At 37.8% G+C, this 24,082-nt stretch carries 24 protein-coding genes, 1 pseudogene and 1 riboswitch; of the genes and pseudogenes, 10 read left to right on the top strand and 15 right to left on the bottom strand.

Features of this window, described 5'->3' with window-relative positions:
- Nucleotides 1-62 precede the first annotated feature (62 nt).
- A riboswitch (TPP riboswitch) is annotated at nt 63-151 on the top strand.
- Nucleotides 152-253: 102 nt separating this feature from the next.
- The 9 genes from tenA (at nt 254) to PZE06_RS09925 (ending at nt 7,682) form a co-directional block, all read left to right on the top strand.
- Nucleotides 254-943, top strand: a complete 690-nt coding sequence (gene tenA / locus PZE06_RS09965) for a thiaminase II (protein WP_225310668.1) — start codon at nt 254-256, stop codon at nt 941-943.
- Nucleotides 944-957: 14 nt separating this feature from the next.
- Nucleotides 958-1,680 carry an ABC transporter ATP-binding protein gene (locus PZE06_RS09960; RefSeq protein ID WP_150915538.1) on the top strand — a complete coding sequence of 241 codons (723 nt, stop codon included), beginning with the start codon at nt 958-960 and terminating at the stop codon, nt 1,678-1,680.
- 1 nt (nt 1,681) lies between these two features.
- Nucleotides 1,682-2,440, top strand: a complete 759-nt coding sequence (locus PZE06_RS09955) for an ABC transporter permease (protein WP_150915537.1) — start codon at nt 1,682-1,684, stop codon at nt 2,438-2,440.
- A 19-nt stretch (nt 2,441-2,459) separates the two neighbouring features.
- Nucleotides 2,460-3,449, top strand: coding sequence for an ABC transporter substrate-binding protein (locus PZE06_RS09950; protein WP_150915536.1), 990 nt, complete (start codon nt 2,460-2,462; stop codon nt 3,447-3,449).
- A gap of 15 nt (nt 3,450-3,464) precedes the next feature.
- On the top strand, nt 3,465-3,986 hold the full coding sequence (gene thiW / locus PZE06_RS09945; protein ID WP_150915535.1) for an energy coupling factor transporter S component ThiW: 522 nt from the start codon (nt 3,465-3,467) through the stop codon (nt 3,984-3,986).
- Complete coding sequence (gene thiD / locus PZE06_RS09940; protein WP_150915534.1) at nt 3,955-4,755, top strand: bifunctional hydroxymethylpyrimidine kinase/phosphomethylpyrimidine kinase; 801 nt, start codon at nt 3,955-3,957, stop codon at nt 4,753-4,755. The genes thiW and thiD overlap by 32 nt, the downstream gene beginning before the upstream one ends.
- 17 nt (nt 4,756-4,772) lie before the next feature.
- The gene (thiM, locus tag PZE06_RS09935) at nt 4,773-5,573 is read left to right on the top strand and encodes a hydroxyethylthiazole kinase (RefSeq protein ID WP_150915533.1); all 801 of its coding nucleotides are present in this window, start codon (nt 4,773-4,775) and stop codon (nt 5,571-5,573) included.
- Nucleotides 5,570-6,184 (top strand): thiamine phosphate synthase, encoded by a 615-nt coding sequence (thiE, locus tag PZE06_RS09930; RefSeq protein ID WP_150915532.1) that lies wholly within the window; start codon nt 5,570-5,572, stop codon nt 6,182-6,184. The genes thiM and thiE overlap by 4 nt, the downstream gene beginning before the upstream one ends.
- Nucleotides 6,185-6,314: 130 nt before the next feature.
- Nucleotides 6,315-7,682, top strand: coding sequence for an MATE family efflux transporter (locus PZE06_RS09925; RefSeq protein WP_150915531.1), 1,368 nt, complete (start codon nt 6,315-6,317; stop codon nt 7,680-7,682).
- A gap of 195 nt (nt 7,683-7,877) precedes the next feature.
- Here PZE06_RS09925 and PZE06_RS09920 read toward each other — a convergent pair whose 3' ends face one another.
- The 8 genes from PZE06_RS09920 to PZE06_RS09885 form a co-directional block, all read right to left on the bottom strand.
- Nucleotides 7,878-8,939, bottom strand: a complete 1,062-nt coding sequence (locus PZE06_RS09920) for an ABC transporter permease (RefSeq protein ID WP_150915530.1) — start codon at nt 8,937-8,939, stop codon at nt 7,878-7,880.
- Nucleotides 8,920-9,681, bottom strand: coding sequence for an ATP-binding cassette domain-containing protein (locus PZE06_RS09915; protein WP_225310667.1), 762 nt, complete (start codon nt 9,679-9,681; stop codon nt 8,920-8,922). The genes PZE06_RS09920 and PZE06_RS09915 overlap by 20 nt, the downstream gene beginning before the upstream one ends.
- 51 nt (nt 9,682-9,732) lie before the next feature.
- Nucleotides 9,733-10,446 (bottom strand): ATP-binding cassette domain-containing protein, encoded by a 714-nt coding sequence (locus PZE06_RS09910; RefSeq protein WP_225310666.1) that lies wholly within the window; start codon nt 10,444-10,446, stop codon nt 9,733-9,735.
- A gap of 83 nt (nt 10,447-10,529) precedes the next feature.
- The gene (locus tag PZE06_RS09905) at nt 10,530-11,513 is read right to left on the bottom strand and encodes an ABC transporter substrate-binding protein (protein WP_150915529.1); all 984 of its coding nucleotides are present in this window, start codon (nt 11,511-11,513) and stop codon (nt 10,530-10,532) included.
- A 98-nt stretch (nt 11,514-11,611) separates the two neighbouring features.
- A complete protein-coding gene (locus PZE06_RS09900) occupies nt 11,612-12,616 on the bottom strand; it encodes a Gfo/Idh/MocA family protein (RefSeq protein ID WP_150915528.1) in 1,005 nt (334 codons plus the stop codon).
- Entirely contained in the window at nt 12,613-13,437 is an 825-nt protein-coding gene (locus tag PZE06_RS09895) for a sugar phosphate isomerase/epimerase family protein (RefSeq protein WP_150915527.1), read from the bottom strand. The genes PZE06_RS09900 and PZE06_RS09895 overlap by 4 nt, the downstream gene beginning before the upstream one ends.
- 174 nt (nt 13,438-13,611) lie before the next feature.
- Nucleotides 13,612-14,616, bottom strand: coding sequence for a Gfo/Idh/MocA family protein (locus PZE06_RS09890; RefSeq protein ID WP_150915526.1), 1,005 nt, complete (start codon nt 14,614-14,616; stop codon nt 13,612-13,614).
- Nucleotides 14,617-14,630: 14 nt separating this feature from the next.
- Nucleotides 14,631-15,620 (bottom strand): LacI family DNA-binding transcriptional regulator, encoded by a 990-nt coding sequence (locus PZE06_RS09885; RefSeq protein ID WP_150915525.1) that lies wholly within the window; start codon nt 15,618-15,620, stop codon nt 14,631-14,633.
- Between the two features lie 185 nt (nt 15,621-15,805).
- On the opposite strand from PZE06_RS09885, the gene PZE06_RS09880 reads away from it, so the two are divergent.
- The gene (locus PZE06_RS09880) at nt 15,806-16,774 is read left to right on the top strand and encodes a sugar phosphate isomerase/epimerase family protein (RefSeq protein WP_150915524.1); all 969 of its coding nucleotides are present in this window, start codon (nt 15,806-15,808) and stop codon (nt 16,772-16,774) included.
- Between the two features lie 170 nt (nt 16,775-16,944).
- On the opposite strand, the gene PZE06_RS09875 is transcribed toward PZE06_RS09880, so the two are convergent.
- The 7 genes and pseudogenes from PZE06_RS09875 to PZE06_RS09845 form a co-directional block, all read right to left on the bottom strand.
- A complete protein-coding gene (locus PZE06_RS09875) occupies nt 16,945-17,220 on the bottom strand; it encodes a phospholipase (RefSeq protein WP_150915523.1) in 276 nt (91 codons plus the stop codon).
- A gap of 109 nt (nt 17,221-17,329) precedes the next feature.
- Nucleotides 17,330-18,034, bottom strand: coding sequence for a hypothetical protein (locus PZE06_RS09870; protein WP_150915522.1), 705 nt, complete (start codon nt 18,032-18,034; stop codon nt 17,330-17,332).
- Between the two features lie 4 nt (nt 18,035-18,038).
- On the bottom strand, nt 18,039-19,025 hold the full coding sequence (locus PZE06_RS09865) for an ATP-binding cassette domain-containing protein (RefSeq protein ID WP_150915521.1): 987 nt from the start codon (nt 19,023-19,025) through the stop codon (nt 18,039-18,041).
- A gap of 52 nt (nt 19,026-19,077) precedes the next feature.
- Nucleotides 19,078-20,238, bottom strand: a complete 1,161-nt coding sequence (locus PZE06_RS09860) for a DUF4317 domain-containing protein (protein ID WP_150915520.1) — start codon at nt 20,236-20,238, stop codon at nt 19,078-19,080.
- An 89-nt stretch (nt 20,239-20,327) separates the two neighbouring features.
- Nucleotides 20,328-20,642 carry a hypothetical protein gene (locus tag PZE06_RS09855; protein ID WP_150915519.1) on the bottom strand — a complete coding sequence of 105 codons (315 nt, stop codon included), beginning with the start codon at nt 20,640-20,642 and terminating at the stop codon, nt 20,328-20,330.
- Nucleotides 20,643-20,663: 21 nt separating this feature from the next.
- A pseudogene (helD, locus tag PZE06_RS09850) lies at nt 20,664-23,005 on the bottom strand (RNA polymerase recycling motor HelD).
- A 214-nt stretch (nt 23,006-23,219) separates the two neighbouring features.
- The gene (locus tag PZE06_RS09845; RefSeq protein ID WP_150915518.1) at nt 23,220-24,032 is read right to left on the bottom strand and encodes a nucleotidyltransferase domain-containing protein; all 813 of its coding nucleotides are present in this window, start codon (nt 24,030-24,032) and stop codon (nt 23,220-23,222) included.
- Nucleotides 24,033-24,082: the final 50 nt, after the last annotated feature.

Here is a 24,082-nt window from a genome sequence, read left to right as displayed (position 1 = left end):
TTTTTTGTATATAAATATATGAATCTTTTTCTTAATAGAACAAAATTCAACTGAATAATTTCATTTTCTGCTAGGGGCGCCTTATGGCTGAGACGTACCCTTTGAACCTGATCTAGTTCGTACTAGCGTAGGGAAGTAGGTAATGGCGTATGATGCCCTCATGCCTTACCGCTTTCCGAAAAATTCGGAAAGTGGTTTTTTTATTTATATACAAGCATCCTCAAAAGCTTACTTATCAAAGGAGGAAAATAAGGTGGAGATAAGGAAATCAAGTAAATTCACGGGTCGACTTTTTAAAAACGTGCAACCAATATGGGAAAAGAGTCATCGTCATCCGTTTGTACAGCAATTAGGAGAAGGTACACTCCCTCGTGAAAAATTCGCACATTATATGAAACAGGACTATGTGTATTTAATCGACTATGCGAAGCTTTTTGCTGCTGCCGTAACTAAAGCACGTGATCTGGAAACGATGGAACATTTTTCCAAAATATTACATGAAACCCTTCATTTTGAGATGGAACTTCATCGTCAATACGCTGCTGAGTTTGGCATCTCTCGCAAAGAGTTGGAGGCTACCAAGCCAACGCCAATCAATCTCGCCTATACACGCTACATGCTAAATGTGGCACAAAACGGAACGTTGGCTGAAGTCGTTTCATGCTTACTACCTTGCGCTTGGGATTATTGGGAAATTGGGAAACTTTTGCGTAAACAATATGGAGAGCGAATTTCCTCAAATCCATATGCAAAATGGATTGATACATATGATTCTGAAACCTTTGGAGAAGGTGCGAAATCGTTGATTAAACTTATGGATGAACTAGCTGAAGGACTGCCGGAGCGTGAACTTGCGTTATTGGAGGAACATTTCCAAATTACATCCAAATACGAATACTTATTTTGGGATATGAACTATTATGAGCATGATTGGCCAATTTAAACGAGGATAAGACAATGACACTTATACTTAAAAATGTTACTTACACATTTCCAAAGAAAGAAATTCCAGTGATTGCAAAACTAAATTTAACCGTTCAACAAGGTGAATTTGTTTCGTTAATTGGAAAAAGTGGTACAGGAAAAAGTACCATTCTCAAGTTAATTACAGGATTGTTACAAGCTGATGAAGGCGAAATTTCCATCAATAAAAAGCCTGTCACTCTCGGTGATGTTGGTTTTATGCCGCAAAAGGATCTGCTCTTTCCGTGGAGAACGATTCTTGACAATATTATGATTGGTGCTGAAATTAAGAAAGAAATAAAGATATCAAAAGAAAATGCCCGCAGTTGGTTGAAAAAAGTAGGTTTATCAGATTATGAGCAAGCGTATCCTAATCAGCTTTCTGGTGGAATGAGACAGCGTGTAGCTTTCCTGCGTACGTTGCTAACGGAAAAAGAAGTGCTCCTACTTGATGAACCCTTCGGTGCATTGGATTCAATTACAAAAAAAGAAATGCAAGCTTGGCTTTTATCAATTTGGCAGGAGCTTGATAAAACGATTGTCTTTATTACACATGATCTAGAAGAAGCCTGTTATCTCTCAGATCGAATTATTTTATTGAAAGAAGACAGAAAGATCGAAGAAACGATTGTTCCTTTGCCGCGGCCGCGCTATCAAGAAATGCTTCATTCGCAAATTTTGGTTGAATTGCGAAAAGAACTGGAGAAGAAGATCTAATATGAAAAACTTCTTAAAACAATACAGCTTCTTTGTCGTCTTTGTCATTTTAATAATGGTTTTGGTTGAATATTTGGTGCGCAGTAAAATTGTCCCTGCCTTTATTATTCCTGCGCCTACGAGCGTTGCAAGCCATATTGTTGAACAGTGGAGACCACTTATATTGGAACATTTAAAGGCTACGATGGTCGAGTTCTCCATTGGTTTTATCATTGCAGTCACGGCAGGAGTTGCTCTTGCAGTGAGCATGTTTTTCTCGAAAACAATTGAAAAAATGCTCTACCCGGCAGTCGTGATTTCGCAGATGATACCGATCATCGCCCTCTCTCCCATATTTGTTTTATGGTTTGGTTACTCGATTTGGAGCAAAGTAGCGGTGACGGTATTAATGTCTTTCTTCCCTATTGTTGTTGCAACATACGATGGCTTAAAGTCGTGTGATAAAGACTATATTGAATTGTTACGATCAATGGGAGCAAACAAACGGCAAATTTTTTCGAAATTAAATATTCCAATGGCACTTCCCTCCTTTTTTTCTGGTTTGAAAATTGCGATTGTCTACTCTCTTGTTGGAGCAACCATTGGTGAGTGGCTTGGAGCAAGTGAAGGACTTGGCTACTATAGTCGAAGAATGTCAGGAGATTTAAATGCAAGTGGCGTATTTGCATCGATCGTCATTTTAACTGTTGTTGGGATTATTCTGTTTGCCATTGCATCATTACTAGAAAAAAGAACATTACGTTGGAAAAACAGATTATAAATTTTGGAGTTGAAATTAAATGAAAAAAAGTATGATGTTCAGTTTTATATTTATCTTAACGATTCTCATTGGCTGTTCAAACACTCAATCTACTAAAAATGAGCTAGAAGAAATTAGCATTATGCTCGACTGGTATCCAAACGCTGTTCATTCTGCAATCTATATGGCGGAAGAAAAAGGATATTTTGAAGATGAAGGCTTAAAGGTAAAGGTGGAAATGCCTGCTGATACAAATGACCCACTTAAGCTTGCAGCAACAGGTAAAGTTGATTTAGCCATTAGTTATCAAACCCAGTTATTAATGTCTAGAGCTGAAGATATTCCTGTTATTTCAATTGCTGCACTTGTTCGCCACTCATTAGATGGAATTATGTATTTAAAAGATAATGGCATTGGATCACCAAAAGACTTAGTTGGGAAAAATGTTGGCTACCCTTCTTCTTCCGTAAGTGAAGCGATTTTAAAGACTATGGTGGAGTATGATGGCGGTAATGCTAACGATGTAAAACTAACGGATGTCGGTTGGGATCTTATGCCTTCATTAGCAACCAAAAATGTTGATGCATTAGTTGGAGCTTATGTAAATCACGAGCTTGTGCTCCTTAAAAAAGAAGGTTATGACGTTGACATGTTTCCTTTAACGGATTATGGGGTTCCTGATAATTATGAACTTATTCTTGTTACTGGTGAAGATACTTTAGAAAAAAAAGAAGAGGTATTCTCGAAGTTTTGGAAAGCTCTTACAAAGGGACAAGAAGACGTCAAAAATAATCCAAAAGAAGGATTGGAAGTGCTATTTAACAACGAGAATGACAGCTTTCCACTTGATCGAGATGTTGAGACAGAAAGCTTAAACGTCCTTCTTCCATTAATGGATGACCCCTCTCACCCATTCGGTTATCAAGAGGAAAAAGTTTGGAAAGAGGTTGCAGCATGGCTTTACCAGACAGGTGTTTTAAAAGAAGAAGTTGACGCAAATAGTGCTTTTAAAAACATCATATCCAAATAGAGAGGATAGAAGATTATGAAAAAAACTAATAAGATGACATTGACAGCGTTAATTGCTGCAATTACAACGATTTCAAGCAGCATGATTTACATCCCAGTTGGATTTGCAAAAATTTTTCCTGTGCAGCATTTTGCCAATGTCTTATCGGCGGTTCTTCTCGGACCATGGTATGCCGTGTTACAAGCTTTTATCTCTTCTTCCTTGCGCAATATGCTCGGAACAGGAAGTGTCTTTGCATTCCCTGGAAGTATGATCGGAGCATTGCTGGCTGCTTTTCTGTATCAAAAAACAAAAAAGCTCTCATTTGCGGCATTCGGAGAAGTAGTTGGGACAGGAATGATCGGTGCGATAGCAACATACCCAATCGCCGTGCTGTTTCTAGGGCAAGAGGCGACTCTTTTTGGACTAGTTCCTGCCTTTGCGATTAGCTCAATAACTGGAGCTCTGATGGGTTATGGATTATTAAAAGTATTAATAAGAAATCATGCAATTGGAGGAATGATTCATGAAAACAGCGCTAACAATCGCAGGTTCTGATTCAGGTGGCGGTGCAGGAATTCAAGCTGATTTAAAAGCTTTTTCTGCTAACGGAGTATTCGGAATGTCTGTGATAACTGCTGTAACCGCTCAAAATACACAAGAAGTACGATCCGTACAGAACATAGACAACAAAATTATTCGCGAGCAGATAGAAGCTGTCTTTGACGATATTCCTGTCAATGCAGTCAAAATCGGTATGCTTTCATCTCCGGCTACTGTTGAAACAGTCGCTCAAGCTTTGAAAAAATATCAACCAAATCAAATTGTTTTAGACCCTGTGATGGTGTCAAAAGGCGGACATCATCTTCTACAGGAAGAAGCAATCCAATCATTAACCGAGCATATGATTCCCTTGGCAACGATAATTACACCCAATATTCCAGAGGCAGAAGTGCTTGTTAATCGGAAAATAGAGACAGAAGAAGATATGCTCTCCGCCAGTAAAACATTATTGGAGTTAGGTGCGAAAATGATTTTATTAAAAGGTGGCCATTTGCAGGGGAATCCAAACGATCTCTTTTATGATGGACAATATTTTCACTGGCTTCATGGAGAAAGAATCGAAACAAAAAATACTCATGGAACTGGCTGTACCCTTTCTTCGGCAATTGCTGCCAATTTAGCCAAAGGCTATTCCATGTTTGAAGCAGTTAAATTAGCGAAACAGTACATTTCAATAGCGATTAAGCATAGTCTTGAGCTAGGCCGCGGGCATGGGCCGACACATCACTTTTATGAACTTTATAAAAAGGCAAATCTTAATTAAAACGGACGGTGAAATACGTGAAACAAACAATTAAAGACTTATTTACACAAGTAAAAGAAGTTCAACCTCTCATTCATCATTTAACGAATACAGTCACAATTAACGACTGTGCTAATGTGACCTTAGCTATTGGCGGTTCTCCAGTAATGGCAACAAGCGTTGAAGAAGTGGTTGATATGGCTCAACTTGCCGAAGCGATTGTGATCAATTTTGGAACGATCGATGATGCAATGTATGAAGCGATGAAGCTCGCTGGTCAAGCAGCCAACAAAAAAGGCATTCCCATTGTGTTCGATCCCGTTGGCGTTGGGGCAACACCTTTTCGCACCGAGCGTGCAAAAGATTATTTAAACACAGTCAAGGTCTCGATTGTTCGGGGAAATGCATCAGAAGTATTTGCTCTCATTGGAGGCAATGCACAAACACGTGGTGTCGATGCTGGTGATATCTCGATTTCAAGTAGAGAACTTGTGCTAGATGCGGCTCGGAAACTAAATGCGATTGCTGTTATCAGTGGTAAAGTCGATTATATTTCAAACGGGACTGATGTCATTGGCATTGATAATGGTGATCTGTTATTAACGAAAATTACAGGGACAGGTTGTACGACAGCTTCTTTAATTGCAGCTTTTGCTGGTGTAAGCACTGATTGGTTTGCCGCTGCAGTTGCAGGTATGTCTACGATGAGCATTGCAGGTGAACTTGCTAAAAAGCAATTAAAAAAAGATGAAGGGATCGGTACATACCGTATCAAATTATTGGATCAAATTTTCTTAATGGATGGGATTACTTGGGAAGAAGGTGTCCGTTTCGTATGAAAGAACAGTTAAAATTATATCTTGTCACAGAAGAATCCATTCCACTTCCTGAGCTTTTAGCCATTGTCGAAGAAGCGATAAAAGGTGGAGTGACAGCTGTCCAACTTCGAGAGAAAACGAACTCTGGAAAGCTATTTTTTGAAAAAGCGCTTAAGCTGAAGGAACTGACCTCTCGCTATGAAGTTCCTCTTTATATTAATGATCGGGTCGATATTGCCTTAGCGGTCGAAGCTGATGGTATTCATGTTGGACAAGAGGATCTCCCTCTTACTTCCATTAAACAAATCATTCCTCCTACTGTGAACGTAGGTGTATCAGCAGGCTCTGTTGAAGAAGCGATTGCCGCTGAGAAAGATGGAGCAGATTATATTGGCGTTGGCGCCGTATTTCCAACTGCTTCAAAGGATGATGCCAAGGTTTTAGCGGAGGGAGAACTCGAAAAAATCATAGAAGCTGTTTCCATTCCGGTTGTTGCCATTGGAGGAATTAAATTAAATAATATAGAGAGATTAAAAGACTTACCAATCGCTGGTATTGCTATTGTATCAGAAATTATGAAAGCCGATTCTCCTCGAAAAGCAGCCTCCTTATTAAGGGGAAAATTGAATTAAGTTAAAGACGGAATTTCCTCTTGAAAAGGCAATTCCGTCTTTTTTTATATTTTCTCCTTTACATTTTTAAAAATAGGATTAAAATGAATGAGTATTTGAGATTTGGAATTTAAAAGGAGAAAATAACGTCGTGGAAGAAACCAATAAATATAAAGAACAAACGCTTTTTCAGATTACATGGCCCCTTTTTATTGAAATCGCGTTGCATATGAGTATGGGAATAATCGCTACCTTTATGCTTGGTCACTACTCTGATGACGCGGCGGCAGGTGTCGGAGTCGCCAATCAACTTCTTAACATCTTTATTTTAGTATTTAATGTTACCTCAATAGGTGCGACGATCTTAATTGGACAAAAGCTTGGGGCAGGTAAACTGGCCGATGCGAAACAAATGGCTCGTTCTGCCTTTGGAATGAACTTTTGGTTCGGCTTAATGATGGCGCTTATTGTCTTTCTATTTGGAGAACATTTTTTAAAACTCTTTGATGTACAAGGAAAAATTTATGATTATGGGCTCATTTTTATGCAAATTTGTGGCCTCTCTTTATTCTTCGAATCCCTTGCTCTTGCACTCAGTGCCGTGCTACGTAGCTATGGATATACAAAAGAATCGATGGTTGTTACCATCCTTATGAATATCATTAGTATTGGCGGGAACATTTTTGCTCTCTCTGGATTATTCGGCCTTCCAATCACAGGTGTAGTTGGTGTTTCCTGGGCGATCGTTATCGCTCGAGTAGTTGCCGTGGTCATTTTAGTTTTTCTAGTATATAAAAGGCTTGCTATTTCAATCAAAATCCGTGATATCGTAAAAATTGATCATGTCGATTTTTTTGGTCTTCTCCGAATCGGTCTACCGTCTGCTGGAGAGAATTTGTCCTATCAATTTTCACAGCTCATTATTACCGGGATCGTTGCCTCACTTGGAGCGGCTGCTTTAACAGCTAGAGTCTATATCGTTAATATTTCAATGGTTTGCTTCTTATTTACGATGGCAATTGGAATGGGAACACAGATTTTGGTGTCTAGATATATTGGAGCAAAAGAATATGACAAAGCCCTTCACCGTGGATTAAAGACATTAAAAATTGCCACTGCTGCATCTTTCATCGTTTCATTGGTGATTGCCTTGGTTGGCTCTCCGATTTTAGGAATGTTTACAGACGATCCAATGATTCTAGCGGTCGGAATCCCTGTTTTGTGGGCAATTGTCTTCATTGAACCAGGAAGAGCAATGAATATTGTCCTTATGAACTCATTGAAATCTGCTGGTGATGTCCGTTTCCCCATGATTACTGGAATTATTTTTATGTGGGGTGTCGCTGTCGTTTTTAGTTATGTTTTTGGAATTCATCTAGGATTAGGCTTACTAGGAGTTTGGATCGCTCAAGGAATGGACGAATGGATTCGTGGAATTCTCGCCCTTAGGCGCTGGAAAAGTCGCCCTTGGGAAAGGGAGGCATGTATAAAAAAAGGTGTGCAGGTGAATAAGGGATAAATGAAATAAAGATTTAAATCATACTGCAAAGGATAGATAAGCATCTATCCTTTTTTCTACTATTTTCAACATCTTTGAACCTGAGAATTATACTGAATGGTTATTTTTAAAAGAAACATGCTCTGCAGAAATAATAAAGTCAGCTAAGTCTCCCTTTCCATTTTCAATTTATTGTTTCGATAAATGCTAGGCAACTTATGAAGAAAGGGCTCCATTCCCTTTATTTCCTTTTCGTTGTAATAATACCGCCCCAATTACGATGAAGCCTTTAAAAGCTTCTCTTAAAAATGGTGGGACACCGAAAAGATTTAGTAAATTGTTCATGACGGCGATAATGAGCATTCCGTACACCGTACCTAGTATGAAGCCCCTTCCACCGCTCATGCTTGTTCCACCGACAACAGCTGCAGCAATAGCATCCATCTCCATTCCTCTACCGGCATTTGAAAAATCCATTGAACCGACGCGAGAAACTTGGATAATGGCAGCGATCGAGACAAGCAACCCCATTAAAGCATAGACGCGTAATTTTATTTTATCAACATTTACACCGGATAACTTTGCCGCTTTTTCATTCGAGCCGACGGCAATGATTTGTCTTCCGAAAGTGGTCCGCTTTGACATATAATAAAGAACATATGCTATGACAGCCCAATAGATGATTGGCATAATCATGTAGTTTCCTATATTTAAGCTGGCAATCTGTAAAAATTCAGAAGGAAGAGTTGTGTTATAGCCTTGCATAAAATGTTGGGTAACACTCCTGAAAATAAGCATCGCTCCGAGCGTCACGATAAATGGTGGAACATTCCCTTTTGTGATCGTCACCCCAATTAGTGCCCCAAGAAGATAACCAAATAAGAGTACGAGTACAATCGTCACAATGTATGCAGGCATACCGCTCATTCCGAGCATTCCCAAGAACCCCTTTGTTCCCGTATCAAGGAGAATCATGGCAAATGCACCTGTTGCTACTAGTGTAGAACCAACTGCTAGATCGATCCCACCTGTCATAATGACGAAGGTCATACCTAATGCGATAATACCAATACTTGCATTGTTTCTTAAAATATTAATCCAGTTATTAATCCATGACTGAAACCAGCTCCCGAACGAATCATAGTCAAATCCTAAAACTAATGTTTGCAGTATAATCATAATAATAAGTGCAATCGCTGTACTAAATAACGGTTCATTTGACCATTTATGTTTAAACCAACGAACGAAATTTGGTTTTTCAACATTCGATGTGCTCATTGAAATGGCCCTCCTCTTCTTCTAGTAATTTCCCACCGGTAGCTAGAGTCATAATTTGATGTTCAGTCATGTTCTGACCTGATAATTCGCCTTGAATCACCCCGTGATACATGACAAAGACTCGATCACAGACCCGGATAATTTCATGGGCTTCACTTGACAATACGACGATGGCAATCTTTTCGTCGGCGAGCTTCAAGATGATATCATAAATATCCTCTTTTGCACCTACATCGACCCCTTGTGTAGGGTTATCCAAAATGAGGAGCTGTGGATTTGCAGCCAACCATTTCGCTAATATAACTTTTTGCTGATTTCCTCCTGAAAGGCTGTTAATACTATCTGTCAGTTCGCCCATTTTAATCCGAAGTGCCTTCCGGTGTCCCTCGAAAACTTCTCTATGTTTTTCTGCATAAATAATCCCTCGTTTTGCAAATTTTGGCCATGTAGCAATTGAGGCGTTTTCAATGATATTCATATCCTTAATAATCGCATTTTCTTTTCGATTCCGAGGAAGATAAGCGATTCCTTTTTCAATAGCCTGTGTCGTGCTTCTAATCGTTACTTTATCACTATTTAAAAATACTTTTCCTTCTGAAATTCCTTCAGCTCCGAAAATCGTTTGAAAGAGTTCGCTTCGCCCATCCCCAAGTAAACCTGTAAATCCTATAATTTCTCCGGCGCGAATTGAAAAGTCGATATCTTTAAAAAATGGTGCAGAGGTCAGTCCTTCTACCCGCAACACTTCTTCCCCTAGCTTTTTCTCTCGTCTTAATGACTCGGTTCTGACATCTTACCCGACCATATGTCGTGCAAGATCATGGGTCGATACATCAGAAATATTGCCGTCTGTTATCAAATTGCCATCACGTAGTACGACAAAACGATCGCAAATCTCCATCACTTCATTCAGTTTATGAGAAATAAAAATGATCCCAACTTCATGCTCTTTCATCGTTCTCATCATGGTAAAGACTCGTTCAATTTCTTGTTCAGTTAAAGAAGTAGTTGGTTCATCCATAATAATAATCGAGGCATTCGCCATCATCGCTTTGCATATTTCCACGATCTGTTTGTAAGAAGCATCTAAGTCATAGACCATCGTCGTTGGGTTTAATTCAAGTTTCATTTTCTGAAACATTCTTGCTGTTTCCTTTTTCATCTCTTCTAGATCGAGAGCGCCACTTTTTGTCTTAAGCTCCCTCCCTAGAAACATATTTTCGTAGATTGGCAAGTCATTAATTAGGTTAAGTTCTTGGTGGATAAAAGCGATCCCCTGTTTTTGCGAATCTGCTGGAGTTTGAAAATTTACTTCGTAATTATTGATAACAATTGATCCAGAATCTTGTTTGAGAACACCGCCGAGAATATTCATTAGTGTTGATTTACCTGCTCCATTTTCCCCTAGTAAAGCACAGATTTCCCCTCCTTTTATGGAAAAAGAAACGTCTTTGAGGACTTCGTTGCGACCAAAAGCTTTATAGACATGATTCATCTCAATGCGCATAGTATCACTTCCATACATGGTTTATGTATTAAAAGAGAGGGTTCAGGTGCTGCTTTCCCTCTCTCATCTAACTTAAAAAGGTCTTAATAAGGTGAACCCTCATCTAAAAATTGTTCATAATTATCTCGATCGACAATCGTTGTCGGGATGATCGTCTCTTCTTCTACCGACTCTCCATTTAATACTTTCACCGCAATATCGACAGCATCCTTTACCATCGCAGGACTATAAAGGGCAGACTGAATCCAAATATCTTCATTTTCAGGCATCAGCTTGAAGTATTCCTGCATACCGCCGCCACCAGTAACCACTTGAATATCTGTACGACCTGCTTCTTTAATAGCTTGCAAAACACCAATCGACGTCTCATCATCCATCGAATAAACAGCATCAATTTGGCTATTACTTGTTAAAATATCGGCGAAATCCTTCAATCCATCCTCCCTTGTAAATTGGGTAGCATAGGTTAATAAATTCATATCCGGAGCAAGGCTTTCGATCGTTTCAACAAAGCCTTTCTTTCTCAATTCTGAGACGGAGCCAGAAGATGGAACTTCTAAAATAACCACATTTCCTTCAGTTCCAATTTTGTCGACAATATAGTTTGCTCCTTGAATTCCCATATCTTCATTGTCACCAGCAACACGATATACCCCATCTACATTTATCGCAATATCAAAGTTAACTACTTTAATTCCAGCATCAACTGCCCTTTGAATCGGAACTTCCATCCCTTCCCATTGCGGAAAAGCAACAATCGCTTCTGCTCCCCATGTCATGAGATCATCAAGCTGTGACGTCATTTCTTCAGCGTTCGAACTCGTTTGAATTTGATACTCGATATCATCAGACAATTCCTTTGCTCTTGCTTCAGCATGATAAGCTACGGCAGCAACCCAGCCATGGGTAACGGCAGGCGCAAGAATACCGATTTTGTACTTGTTTTTACTGCTATCATCCCCTCCTTCATCTTCAGGATTACTACTGGTTGTCGTATTATTGCATGCGGCTAAAACGGGCACCAATATTAGCACAAATAATGAAAATACCTTTAACGCCTTCTTCATAAAAATTAACCCCCTAAATTTATTAGTAATCTACCTGAGTCGATTTCATAACAATTTAACTATCGTTATGAAAAAGATTCCACTTTGTTAAAGCGCTTTCATTCAACTGAGGATAATTGCACTATTTGTTCACTTTCCAGAGATGTTTGAATGGCCTCCATCATTTTCATTGTTGCAAGTACATCGTTTAATGGGATAATATTATTCTCTTCATTGTTTTCAACACAGTTGATAAAGTAAGAAAGTTCATTTTGAAATGCATTCTCTTGAGGAATATCTATAGAAGATTTTTCATTACTCTTGTAGTAGTGGACAGAACTTTGGGTGATTCTCTCGATATTGTTACCAGCCGATAAGCGAAAATCAATCGCAGCATCTCCTCCTTGAATTCGAAAAAACATTGAAAACGGATAAGCTGTCGGCATACGATGCGATGCTTCAACTAATGCCTTCGCTCCATTTTTCAAAGTGAGAGTGGTCATAATATGATCCCATGCCCCATTTTCATTTTTTGAGCCGACGGCATATACAGTTTTGATATCACCAAGAAGATAGCAAATAAAATCAATATCATGAATATGCAAATCATAGAGAGCTCCACCACTTTTTTCCGGATATTTAAACCAATGGTTCCATTTTGGTACTTGCCCTAATCTTCCCGCATGGATGAATTCAATATGGTTCAGTTTGCCCGTATCATAATACGATTTAATTGCTTTGTATTCGGGCCAAAATCGAAGCACATGGGCAATGAACAATCTCACCTTATTTCGTTGCACTGCCCCTATGATCCTCTCAACAGATTCAACTGTTAATGACAAAGGTTTTTCACAAATAATATCTTTTTTTGCTTCTGCTGCTTTAATGATAAATTCTTCATGTAAAAATGTCGGTAAACAAATATCAATAATGTTAATTTGCGGATCGTTCAAAAGAGCTTCGTACGTTTTCACCAATCGAACCTTTTTCCAGTTAGGTCCATCAATTTTTTGTTCATCGTTCTTGCTAAAGACGGCAGCAACGTTAGCGCTTTCAATTTGTTGATAAGCGTCAAAATGAGTTTTACCAATAAAGCCCCAGCCTACTAATCCGATGTTCTTCATCTTACTCCTCCCAGTTTACTTAGAATGGTAGAAAGATAGTGGAAGGAACGTTGAACGCTATCGTTCACCACATCAAGGCCACTCGGCCCCTCAGGAGTAAATTCGATTTCCACACTGATCGGTCCCTTATAATTTGCGCGTTCAAGTATCTGGAAAATTCTTAGGAAATTAATATTTCCATCTCCAATAGCAGGGAAATTCCATTCTTGATTAGCGCCGAGTTTATCCTTCAGATGAATAAATTCAACCTCCGCTACTGATGCCTGTAAATCATCGTACGGCTCAATATTTCCATAAAAGAGCACATTTGCTGTGTCATAGTTGATTTTTATTCGCCTAGAAAGCAATTGAACAAGCCTATTTAAAGCAGTTCCAGTGGCGTAATTATTTCCATGTGTTTCGATCACGAGAACCTTGTTCAATCTTTCGCACATCTCAATAACTGGCAGTAGATTACGAATTAATATTTGTTCATCTTCTATGACATCTGAATCGTGATGGGGGTCTCCGGTGGCAGTAATGATATATTTGCACTCAAAAAAATTTGCTAATTCGACATTTTTGAGCACATTAATGATGCCATCTTCCGTCATCACATTGCTATGAGCTCCTATCCCAACACAGCGCATTTCATATTGATGTAGCAGTTTCTTTATTGAAAGTAATTCTTTTTCCGACATTTCTGGTAAAACATGAGCCGTATGATCTTTTACTGCTGCAAGCTCAATTTGCTTAAATCCAGCTTTAGCTGCCCCTTTAACCGCGTCCTCCAATGAAAAGCCGTGGTACGTATTTGAATTAATAGCCAATTGATCTATCATGCGTACCTCCTTTAATTGATGTAATTGATTTCATTATTCGACATTTCCGATATTTCAGTTCTTTTACTAATTTTATAGAGAAGTAAAATCGCTGATTATGTAATCCGTTACATCTATAGTAAAAGAAAATTCTGACTTCGTCAATTCCATTTAAAAAAGACTGATCTTTTTACTTTATGTTAGTATTTTTTCAATGACCCTTAAAGTAGCTATTGCGTCTTCTCCTGTAACTTCTGGTTCTTTATCATGAACAATTGCATCAACAAAGGCATTAATAACCCCACTGTTAGTTTGATTGTCATTCGTCTGAATGGAATCAAATTGATATTTGCACACTTCTCCATCTTTTGTTTCAATAATTAACGGTGCTTTCGGATCATGATAGATTTTTATGATCCCTTTTTGACAATAAATCGCTGTAGAATTATCTTCGGCACCATAATATGTCCAAGAGAAGGAAGCGGTTCCCAGACGTCCTTTTTTTGTTTTTAGCGCACAGACAACGTTGTCGCATACTTCTATTGGCTCTCCATTTTCGTCTACTTTATCTAATGCGCTATGGAAAGCATGGACTTCAGCGATCTCATCGTTCAATAGATAATGAATTAAATCGATTTTATGGATCCCTAAATCGCCTGCAACGCCCGAATAAGAACGAGCTTTCTTAAAGAACCAGGTAGAATTACTTTTATTAACACCCCATGATTCAGGACCTTGGTGACCAAAAGTAGTTGTAAAAGTTAAGACTTCACCCAGTTGCTTGCTATCAATTAATTCTTTTGCCTTTTTATGAGCCTCGGTAAAGCGTTGGTTATGAGCAACCATTAATTTTTTTCCTGACTTCTTTTGTGCTTCGAGTATTTCTTCAGCATGTTTTATGCTGATTGCTAGTGGTTTTTCACATAAGACATGCTTATCGTGTAATAATGCTTGAATCGAATGAATATGGTGTACATCATTGGTTGAGCAAACACTGATTGCCGCAATCGTCCGATCTTGATAAAGCTCCTCTACAGACTGAACCGCATGGCCAGCAAATTTTTCGGCTAACGCCATTGCACGTTCCTGATTATGATCAAAGAAAACTAAACGATCAACATAAGGATTTGCTTTATACTCTGGTGCATGGCGATGCTTCGTGATGGAGCCGCAGCCAATAATCCCTACTGAAATCCCCATTCTTTGTAACCTCCTTAACCCATTGTCGATTCACGAATAATCAATTCATGATCTAACAAAATGCTTTCCGCTTTATTTTCATGAATACTATTAATTAACATGGTCGCAGCAGTACAACCCATTTTGTACATTGGTTGAGCAACCGTAGTCAAAGTTGGATTTGTCATATTGGAGAAACTAATATTATCAAAGCCGACGACAGCAATATCATCAGGAGCTTTTAACCCTGATGCGTTCATTTCCTTTAAAGCCCCAATTGCCAAAGTATCTGATACTGCAAAGATTGCAGATGGCTTTTCTTTTAATTTCAGAAGCATTCTCATCGCTTGCACTCCGTCTTGGAAATCAAGCTGGGTTGTATTATAGATCCATTCCTTGCGCAGCGGTAGATTGAATTCAGCCAAAGCTCTTTCGTAGCCACTTCTTCTCTGTCTTGCATAAAGAAACTTTTCGTCTGAATTGATAAGTGCGATTTTTTCATTGCCTATTTTAATCAAATGCTTAACTGCGTGATAAGCGGCCATTTCATTGTCAATACTTACATACGGAATTACATTGCTTTCATCATACTCACTACATAAAATAATAGAATGGTTTTCAGCAAGCTCAATCAATTTTTGCATATTGACTGTAGGATCCATAGAAATGACACCATCTGCCAATTTGTTTTTTACCATATTAAAATAGATATTTTCACGTTCTGGATTCGAATTAGTCTCACACAGAAGAATATTGTATTGATGAGCAATCGCGGTATTTTGAATGCCATTTATAATTTCCGTATAAAAGGGGTTTGAAATGCTTGGAATCAGCACTAATAAAAGACGGCTCTCCGAATTTCGCAAATTTCTTCCGAGCATACTCGGTTCATAATTTAATTCTTTTATTGCATTTTCAACTTTTAATCTAGTGCTTGGACTTACAGTTGAATTGTTATTTAACACTCTTGAAACGGTAGCAACTGAAACTCCAGCTTTTTGCGCTACTTCCTGTATATTTGCCATCAAACATCCTGCTTTCAAACTTATAGTCATGTAATCGATTACAAAACAAATTGTAAAATTAATTCTCTACTTTGTCAATCATCAAAAAAAAGTTATTATATTGAGAGTTTTAATTATTATTTCAAATTTTTTTTGTTATAATCAAATGTAACGGATTACATAAGTTATAAGGAGGGTTAAATTTTATGAAATTAGGTGTTTTTACTGTATTGTATTCGGATAAAGGCTTGGAGGAAATGTTAGATCATGTAGCGGCAATGGGAATTGAAGCTATTGAAATTGGAACAGGTGGCTATCCTGGGAATGCACATTGTAACGTCGATGAGTTGCTAGGTAATAAGGAAAAGCAAAAGGATTTTATCGATAAAGTGTTAAGTCGCGGCCTGATTGTAAGCGCTTTAAGTTGTCATTCCAATCCACTTCACCCACAAAAAAAGATACGTGAAGAAGCAGATGAGTTAATAACAAAAACAATCCAGTTAGCAAGTAGCTTAAATATTCCTGTTGTCAATACTTTTTCCGGTTGTCCTGGTGATCACGAAAACGCAAAATTTCCCAATTGGCCAGTTGCTCCTTGGCCAAATGATTTTCAAGAGATTTTAAAATGGCAATGGGAAGAAAAAATAATTCCTTACTGGAAAGAAAAAGCCCGTTTTGCTGAGCAGCATCAAGTAAAAATTGGACTTGAGTTACATGGCGGGTTTTCTGTCCATACACCCGCCACTCTTCTTCGATTAAGAAAAGAATGTGGGGAAGCAATCGGAGCAAATCTTGATCCTAGCCATATGTGGTGGCAGGGAATTGATCCGGTTGAGGCAATTAAAATATTAGGTCGCGAACAAGCAATTTATCATTTTCATGCTAAAGATACAACCATCGATCAGCCTGTTTTAAATCGGAATGGAATTACGGATATGACCTCCTATGTCGATATGAAAAATCGTTCTTGGTATTTTCGTACGGTTGGTTACGGGCACGATGCTAAAGTTTGGGCTGACATGCTGAGCGTCCTCCGTCTATACGATTATGACTATGTCGTCAGTATTGAACATGAAGATGGTCTTATGTCGATTGATGAAGGATTATCAAAAGCAGTGAATACATTAAAGCCATTAATATTTAAAGAAGCTATCTCTGATATGTGGTGGACATAAACTGCTAAGGCCTTTTGCTTTGTTTCGAAGCGAAAGGCCTGCACTTTGCAATTCATATGTTATTATTCTTCTTATTTTTCTGTGTTGAACGTTTCTTTTCTAGTTAATTTTTTATATGAACTAATTTTGCTAAGATAGAACTTCTTTTAATAGAACAGAATGATTACGCATTAATTTTTAAAAAGACAATTAACTCCTCGAACGATTTTCATATGTTGAGACAGAATTCGCGCATGTCTCCCTTCCTCTGTGAAACGGTTTTGCAATGGTTTGAGTCGTTCAATAAACTCACGGTCACAACGGCAGCGATCCCTTGTCCATTGATAGCAAAAATCATGTTGTTGGCAAGCCTGATCGACAGCGTTGATAGGGGTTCCTGGACCACTGCATCCCGGACCGCACCAATTATAACGAGGGAACAAACAAAAGCGCGGAGATCTTACCACCCTCTTCACCTCCTTGTATACGATTAAGACTGTCATAATACAATATGTATGAAGGGTAACGAGGTATAGCCGTTTATCAAGTAAAAGAAATAATCGTATTTTCTGTGGTTCAGCTTTCTTTTCTTTTAAAAAGTATAATAAGTAAAGCAAAACTGATAATGAGGTATAGGAGGATGATGATAGAATCGGTGAACAAAGATTCTAAAAATAAAATTTCATCTCCCTCCTCCATATGCCTGATCACGGTAAAAATGGGTGGAAATATCCATAAGAACCACTTTGCAATTGATGCTAACTCCACCAATGATTTTGCAGAAATAGAGAGAACGATTACGAGTACAGCAGATAACCACGAATACTTTTTCGCCCCCCATTTTGTTGCTGAAAATAGGGTTCCTATTAAAATACCAAAAAACGAAAAAATTACATGGCTGCAAACTGAGATTAGAATTAATGGGAGCGAGAGACTTCCCTTAAAGCTGCCTGTCATGATTGGGTAGAAAATTGCCAACGCATGAAGTGGAAGACTAATTATTATAATGGAAAGCCATTTACCGAATAAATACTTAACCTTACTCCCAAGTTGAAAAAACAAAATATATTTCTCTTGTTCTTCTTCCAAAGTAAAAACTGTCATTGAAATCCATGTTGTTGTTAAATATATTGCAATCGATGAAGCCCCATAGCTGCTAAGAATGGGGGCATGGTCATATGTGTAGAGAATAAATATCCATAACAAAAATAGAAAGGTAGGAGGAACAAACTTTAATGATTGAAGGTAATTTTTTATTTGATAATGGACGAATGAACTCACTACCCTACCTCATTTCTTTCAATTCTATAATTGAACAGCCTCGTTCAAGAAGAATTTTTAGCACCTTATCAGATTCTGTTATTGGAACTTTAAACTCAATGGTATTTTCCCCCAAAAGCTTTTGCTCAACAAATGTCAACTCTTGTAATAGATTATTCTGTGGAACTTTTGCTTTAATAATGTTTAACTTCTCCTTTATTTCCACGAAAGAATCGGAAATGATTTTTCCTTTGTCAACCTCAATTATTCGTGGGGCAAGTTCGTTTATAAGAACTTGCTCATGTGTCGTTAAAACAATGGTTGTTATATTTGCAAAAGCCCGGAGTTGCTTGATGACTTTAGACTGAGTTGTTTGATCCAAACCCGTTAATGGCTCGTCTAATAATATCAAATCAGGTTCCATTAGCAAAGCCTGAATAATTCCAACTTTCTGTTTTGTTCCTTTTGAACACTTTCTTAATGGTGTATGGAGAAATTCCTTGATAGCAAAAATGTCTGCGTAGGACACTATCTTCGTGTTAACCTTTTGATCGAGTTTCCCATTTATTTTTGCGATCAAATGTAAATAATCTTTTATGCTAAACCGAATATTCTCAGGGAAGTGCTCCGGTACATAACCGATATTCATCTTCACCCGTTCGACAATTCCGTAGGAAGGCTCGTAGATTCCGCCTATTAGCTTAATCAAACTGCTCTTGCCAGAACCGTTGCTACCTTTAATTGCGATGGTCTCACCTTGACTGATGCAGAAGGAAATATCTTGCAAAACTTTAACCCCAGCAATTTCTTTGCACACCTTTTGCGCTTTAAAAATATCCATATAAAACCTCTGTTTTTCCTTTATTTTACCACTTTGAATCGGGTTGCTATCAAGTAATGTATCATTTCCTCGGATTTGTTCATCTTCAATTTTCAGTAATACAACATTAATACGAGTGGAGGAAACTTTGTGTAGAGCTAGATTTCTAAATTTACTTTGAAAAAAGCCCATTGTTTATCTTATACGAAAAACAATAGGCGCTGAGTTTTGGTTATTTTTCTAATCATAAGGTGATCGTATCTAGTTTAAATCCTTCGAGGTGAATATCTTCTTCGATCTCGAGCAATAAGCACTTTTTTCCTTCAAACATAATGTACTTTACTTTCTTCATTTCTTTTGGATTAATGGCTAAATCGGCAACATTCGTACTAATCTTGATTTTCTTGGGAACGAGATTTGTCGCCTTAAATTCGTGTTTTTCGTCCTCTATTACGTCCTTAAAGGCAAATTCTACTTTTTCTGCATCTACATCTTCCACACCACTAACAGTCAAAATGCGTTCAATGTCTTTATAGTCAAGTTTTGGCTCTTCGTTTTCTTCGCTGTCCTCGTTTTCTTGCACCACTCGGGTAATTTCTTCGTATACATTGGAAATTGTTTCTGTATCCACTTCATCACCAATGACTTTTTGAATAATGATTTCAAAGCTAGCTTTATCTTCTTCAGCCGTGATGATATCTTCGCAATTCAGCACTTCAGCAATGAACCGATAATCTGGTTCATTTGCTTTTCCTGCACTATAAAGAATTCGATTCACATCTGCAGCATTTTCGTGAAAAACAGGGAACATAAATCCAGCCAAAGGTGTCGTTAAATTAATGATTGGGTCAAGATTTGTATTGGGTCTAAATTCCCTTTCAATATAGTCAAAAGTTAACGTCTTTTTCGGTTGATCAGCCTTGTTAAAACTGCAGAAAATAAAGGAGCTGGAGTACACTTCGTCATCCCCACCTGTTTCTGCGTCTTGATCACGTTTTTTGGTTGGTTTTTGATACTCGCCACGAATAAAGGTAACTACCGTATCATATTCATATACTTTCACAGCAAACATTTTTTCAACGATTCGAAGCATTTGTTGTTGCCAATCTTCCGATAAACTTGACTGTAATCCTTCATGGAGTATTTCTTGTGTACCGCCGATCGAATCATGTTGAAATTTTAATTCAAACAGCTTAGAATCAAGCTGGCCAGTTAGAACTTTTTTGAAGTTTGCCAAAAATAACTCCTGGGCTTCTTTTTCAAGCATCTCAAAGGGTTGGCTAATATGTGTATATATTTCTCCTGTCTCCTTCTTCACATAAACGTTAAAAATTTCTTGTATATGCATATACTTATTATTTAGTTTAAATTGCTTTCGGATATTAGCGATGTCATTTTTATTCATTTGTCTCAACTCCCATATCCGATTATACTTTGTTAAAAAAATTTTTGTAATACTTGATTTTCATGGATATAAGTTATCTGTCTATTGAATTACTGAAATGATTTCCATTTCTCTTTTGAAATCACTTGCCATCCATTCGCTATAAGCCTCTCAATGTACATTTCCCATTCTATCTCCTCCAATTCTATAGCGAGTGGATGTAGCGATACATAACATTCATTTGTGTGATAATTAATAGTGACTTTAACGATTTCGTATCCATTATGGTATTGCGGATGAAAGCCTGGATCATCAACGATATCCCCGATCATCGGACGAAAGTCTGATTGGTAGCTTTTTTGCAATACTTCATTTTTGTGATTATTTTTTAAAGATGAAACGAAAATATATAAGTTTATTTTCATGCTTACTCCTCCTTTTTTGCTTCAATCCATTTCTCTTATTAATTTTTCTTGCCGAGCTTTTTGCAACAAACGGCAAGGTTGTCCCACACTGTATATAATCAATTTATGCATAGCTCTTGTGCAAGCCGTGTAAAAAGTGCGGCTCAGACTCTCGTCGCCGTAAACATCCTCTGAGGCATCATAAATAATAACGGCATCAAATTCAATCCCTTTTGACAAATACGTTGGGATGACAACAATACCTCCTTCATATTCGAGAGAATTGCTTTTCAAAAGTTTCATTTCTTCGATTATGGAAAGCCCTTCATAGGCACGTCTACTTTCCTCAGCAGATTTACATATGATGGCAATACTATTAACATTATGATTGCGCAAATCGCTCATGATATCAGCGATGGAACGATGAAGTTGATCATGGTTGGCTACTTGTTTTAATATAGGTGCCTCACCTTCTCGATCAAAGGGAATAATTTGGTCACCATTAGGAAGAAATGATCGTGTAAATTCAATAATCGGTTTTGTAGAACGGTAACTCCTACTTATATTGAATACTTTTGTTTCATCTTGTCCGTAAAGATTTGTCAGTTGCGTAAAGTCGCTCATCTCTCGCGCGTGAGCAAAGATTGCTTGGTTAAAATCACCGAGGACGGTCATTTGAGCATTCGGGAATAGATGTTTTAAAAATTCAAATTGAAATGGGGAATAATCTTGTGCCTCATCAACAACGACATGTTTAATCGTGTTGTTACTCTGAAAACCTTGAATTAGCTCCTTCAATAATAAATATGGGGTTGCGTCTTCGTAATAGAGCTTATCTTCCTCCAGCATGTTTACTGTCAATTGGCAAATAGCAGCCCAATTTGTCGGCACTTCTTCGCCAATCCACTTTTTGGCCCTTTCCGAATCAGTAAAAAATTGTTTATATAACTCTTTGAAATGAATAAAGCGCAATGTCTTTACTTGCTTACGTAATGGTTTTAATTTCTGATGAACGATTAAACGGGCAAGTGCTTTCGGTTCCATTTCGTACTCAGCTAATCTTTCCCGTGTAAAGCCTCGTTTTTCTGCTAGAATTCGATGTGCCCGATGGTATGCTTCATTACTTAGTAATTCTATTTCCTCCTCTACCCACGATTTATCCCGTTCTTTTTTTTCAATTTCTTTTAGTTTCATCATGAGCCAATCCTTGACCTTTTCAAGTCGTTGATGAAATCGCAGTGTGCCAATATCGTTATAAAATTGTTCGGCGATTTGGGAAGAAGTGATGATTGGCTGTCCTCTAAAGATCAGATCGTTGAATTGCATACCAGAAAATGCTAGTGACTGATGGTATGCATATAATGCTTTAAAAAAAGTAGTAGTAGCTTTGAATTGAATATTTTCGATTCTTAAATTGTAGAATGAAGAACTCCTTTGCGTCAAAACAAATTCCAATTGATCAAAAGGAGTTTCGAGTTGTGATTCTCTCTTTAAGCGGTGCTGTAAATATTCCTGAAACGTTACTTGCTGCATATTTTCTTCGCCAAGTTCAGGAAGCACATTGGAAACGTAACTATTAAACATCTTATTGGGAGAAAAAAGAATAATTTGATCGGCAAGAAGATGACCGCGATATTTATAAAGCAAATAGGCAATTCTTTGCATAGCTGCCGATGTCTTCCCGCTTCCTGCAGCTCCATGTACAATAAGAAGTCTTCCCTTATCGTAACGGATAATTTTGTTTTGTTCCTGTTGAATTGTTGCAACGATATTGTGCATTTTCTTATTGCTTTCTTTACCAAGTACCTCCTGTAATATCTCGTCTCCAATCGTAATGCTTGTGTCAAACATTGAATGAAGAAGACCACTGCGAATAAGATATTGCCACTTTTTTTCTAGTTTTCCTTGAACTATCCCACCAGGGGTCGTATACTTCGCTGGCCCAGGTTGATAATCATAATAAACACTCGACACCGGAGCTCTCCAATCATAGATGAGAAAATTTTCTCCACTAGCATCCCGAAGAGTAGAAATTCCGATATAAATTTGTTCAGGTACTGAAGTATCTTCTTCTAAAAATCGATCCGTCCAAAATAAGGTACTTCCTGCATACGTCGCAATGTCGAGAGACGCTTTGATGCATGTCTATGAGTTCCCTGACTAACGGATAATGCTTGCACCTCTTGTCTCAAGCCAATGATCGTTTCGAGATAGTCATCGAAGGTATCCGTATTTACTTTCACTTCATCCCAGAAGTGTTTACGAATTTGTATGACTTCATTTTTCCGGCGTGATGTTTCATCTTCCAATCTGTTTATCTCCTCTGAGATGCTTTCCATTACGCCGGTTAATCGTCGTTGCTCTGCCTCGAAATTAGAATTCATAAAAAACACTCCTAAAAAAGTTTTTAAAAGGGTTGACGAATAAATTACCCACATTGTATAATTAAAATAGGGTAGTTTTGTTAATTTTAAAATACACAATGAATATCTATATAAATTTACCATAATCACGTATTTTTTTCAATGATTTATGATGCAAAAAGAGTAGTATTTGATCACGTCAAATACTACTCTTTTCTATTATATAGTGCTAATCCTAATCATTCGTTTTATTGGCTTCATTAAAGAAGTTCTCACAAAGCCACTGACCTTCTTCTCTAAATAATTTTATGCAGATGTTTCGATCTATCGAAGCCCCCCCAGCCCAATTTAGAATCGTTCTCACATTTGCTTCTTTCATAGGAAAATGGTGGATAAACACTTCTGATTGCTCATTTAGTCTTGTTGACCATATTTGCGAACGTGCCATGACCATTGAATAATACGTACGGATGAGTTTGCGGGCAAATCCTTGTATGATGCTTTTAAATTCTTCATCTGAAGCTATACTTATTCTTCTCATTGTCCGTTGTAAAACATCGCAAATATCTCCATTAAAACTTATCGCTATCTCCGGTGTTAGTTTATAAGGACCAAATCGCGGTCTTAAATCTTCTCCGTATAGACAAACACATAATTCTTTAAGAAATGCCTGCTCATAATAATTTGCCGGATCCATTATATAATCGTAATATCCGACAGCAATGCCGACTTCACGAAACAGTAAATTAGCTTTGTATGACAATTGTTCAGCAAGAAGTTTTAAATGGCTCGACTGATCAGAACTCAGTTGCTCCTGATAAACCGTAAGAAGATCCAAGTCTGACTTACATTGGATAGCATCTCCTCCTGCAACACTGCCATAAACATAAACACTGTGCAAATTTCTTGAAAAACTGTTTTTAAGTTTTTCTACCGACTCTCTAATAAAAGGCATATAGACGTCATCAATTAATTTCAAGTTAACGTCACTAACGATAAACCCTTCATCATCAAGGCCGTCACCTGTTTTTAACCTCCTCCTTTTCAATTGCTCACCTCCTCATTATATAGCTGCCAAAATCGTTACCATTCGTTCCT

Origin of the sequence: Robertmurraya sp. DFI.2.37 (genome assembly GCF_029211245.1) — a bacterium.
GTDB lineage: Bacteria > Bacillota > Bacilli > Bacillales > Cytobacillaceae > Robertmurraya > Robertmurraya methanolica_A.
Note: the sequence above shows the minus strand (reverse complement) of the source record. Positions and strands in the feature narration are given on the sequence as shown.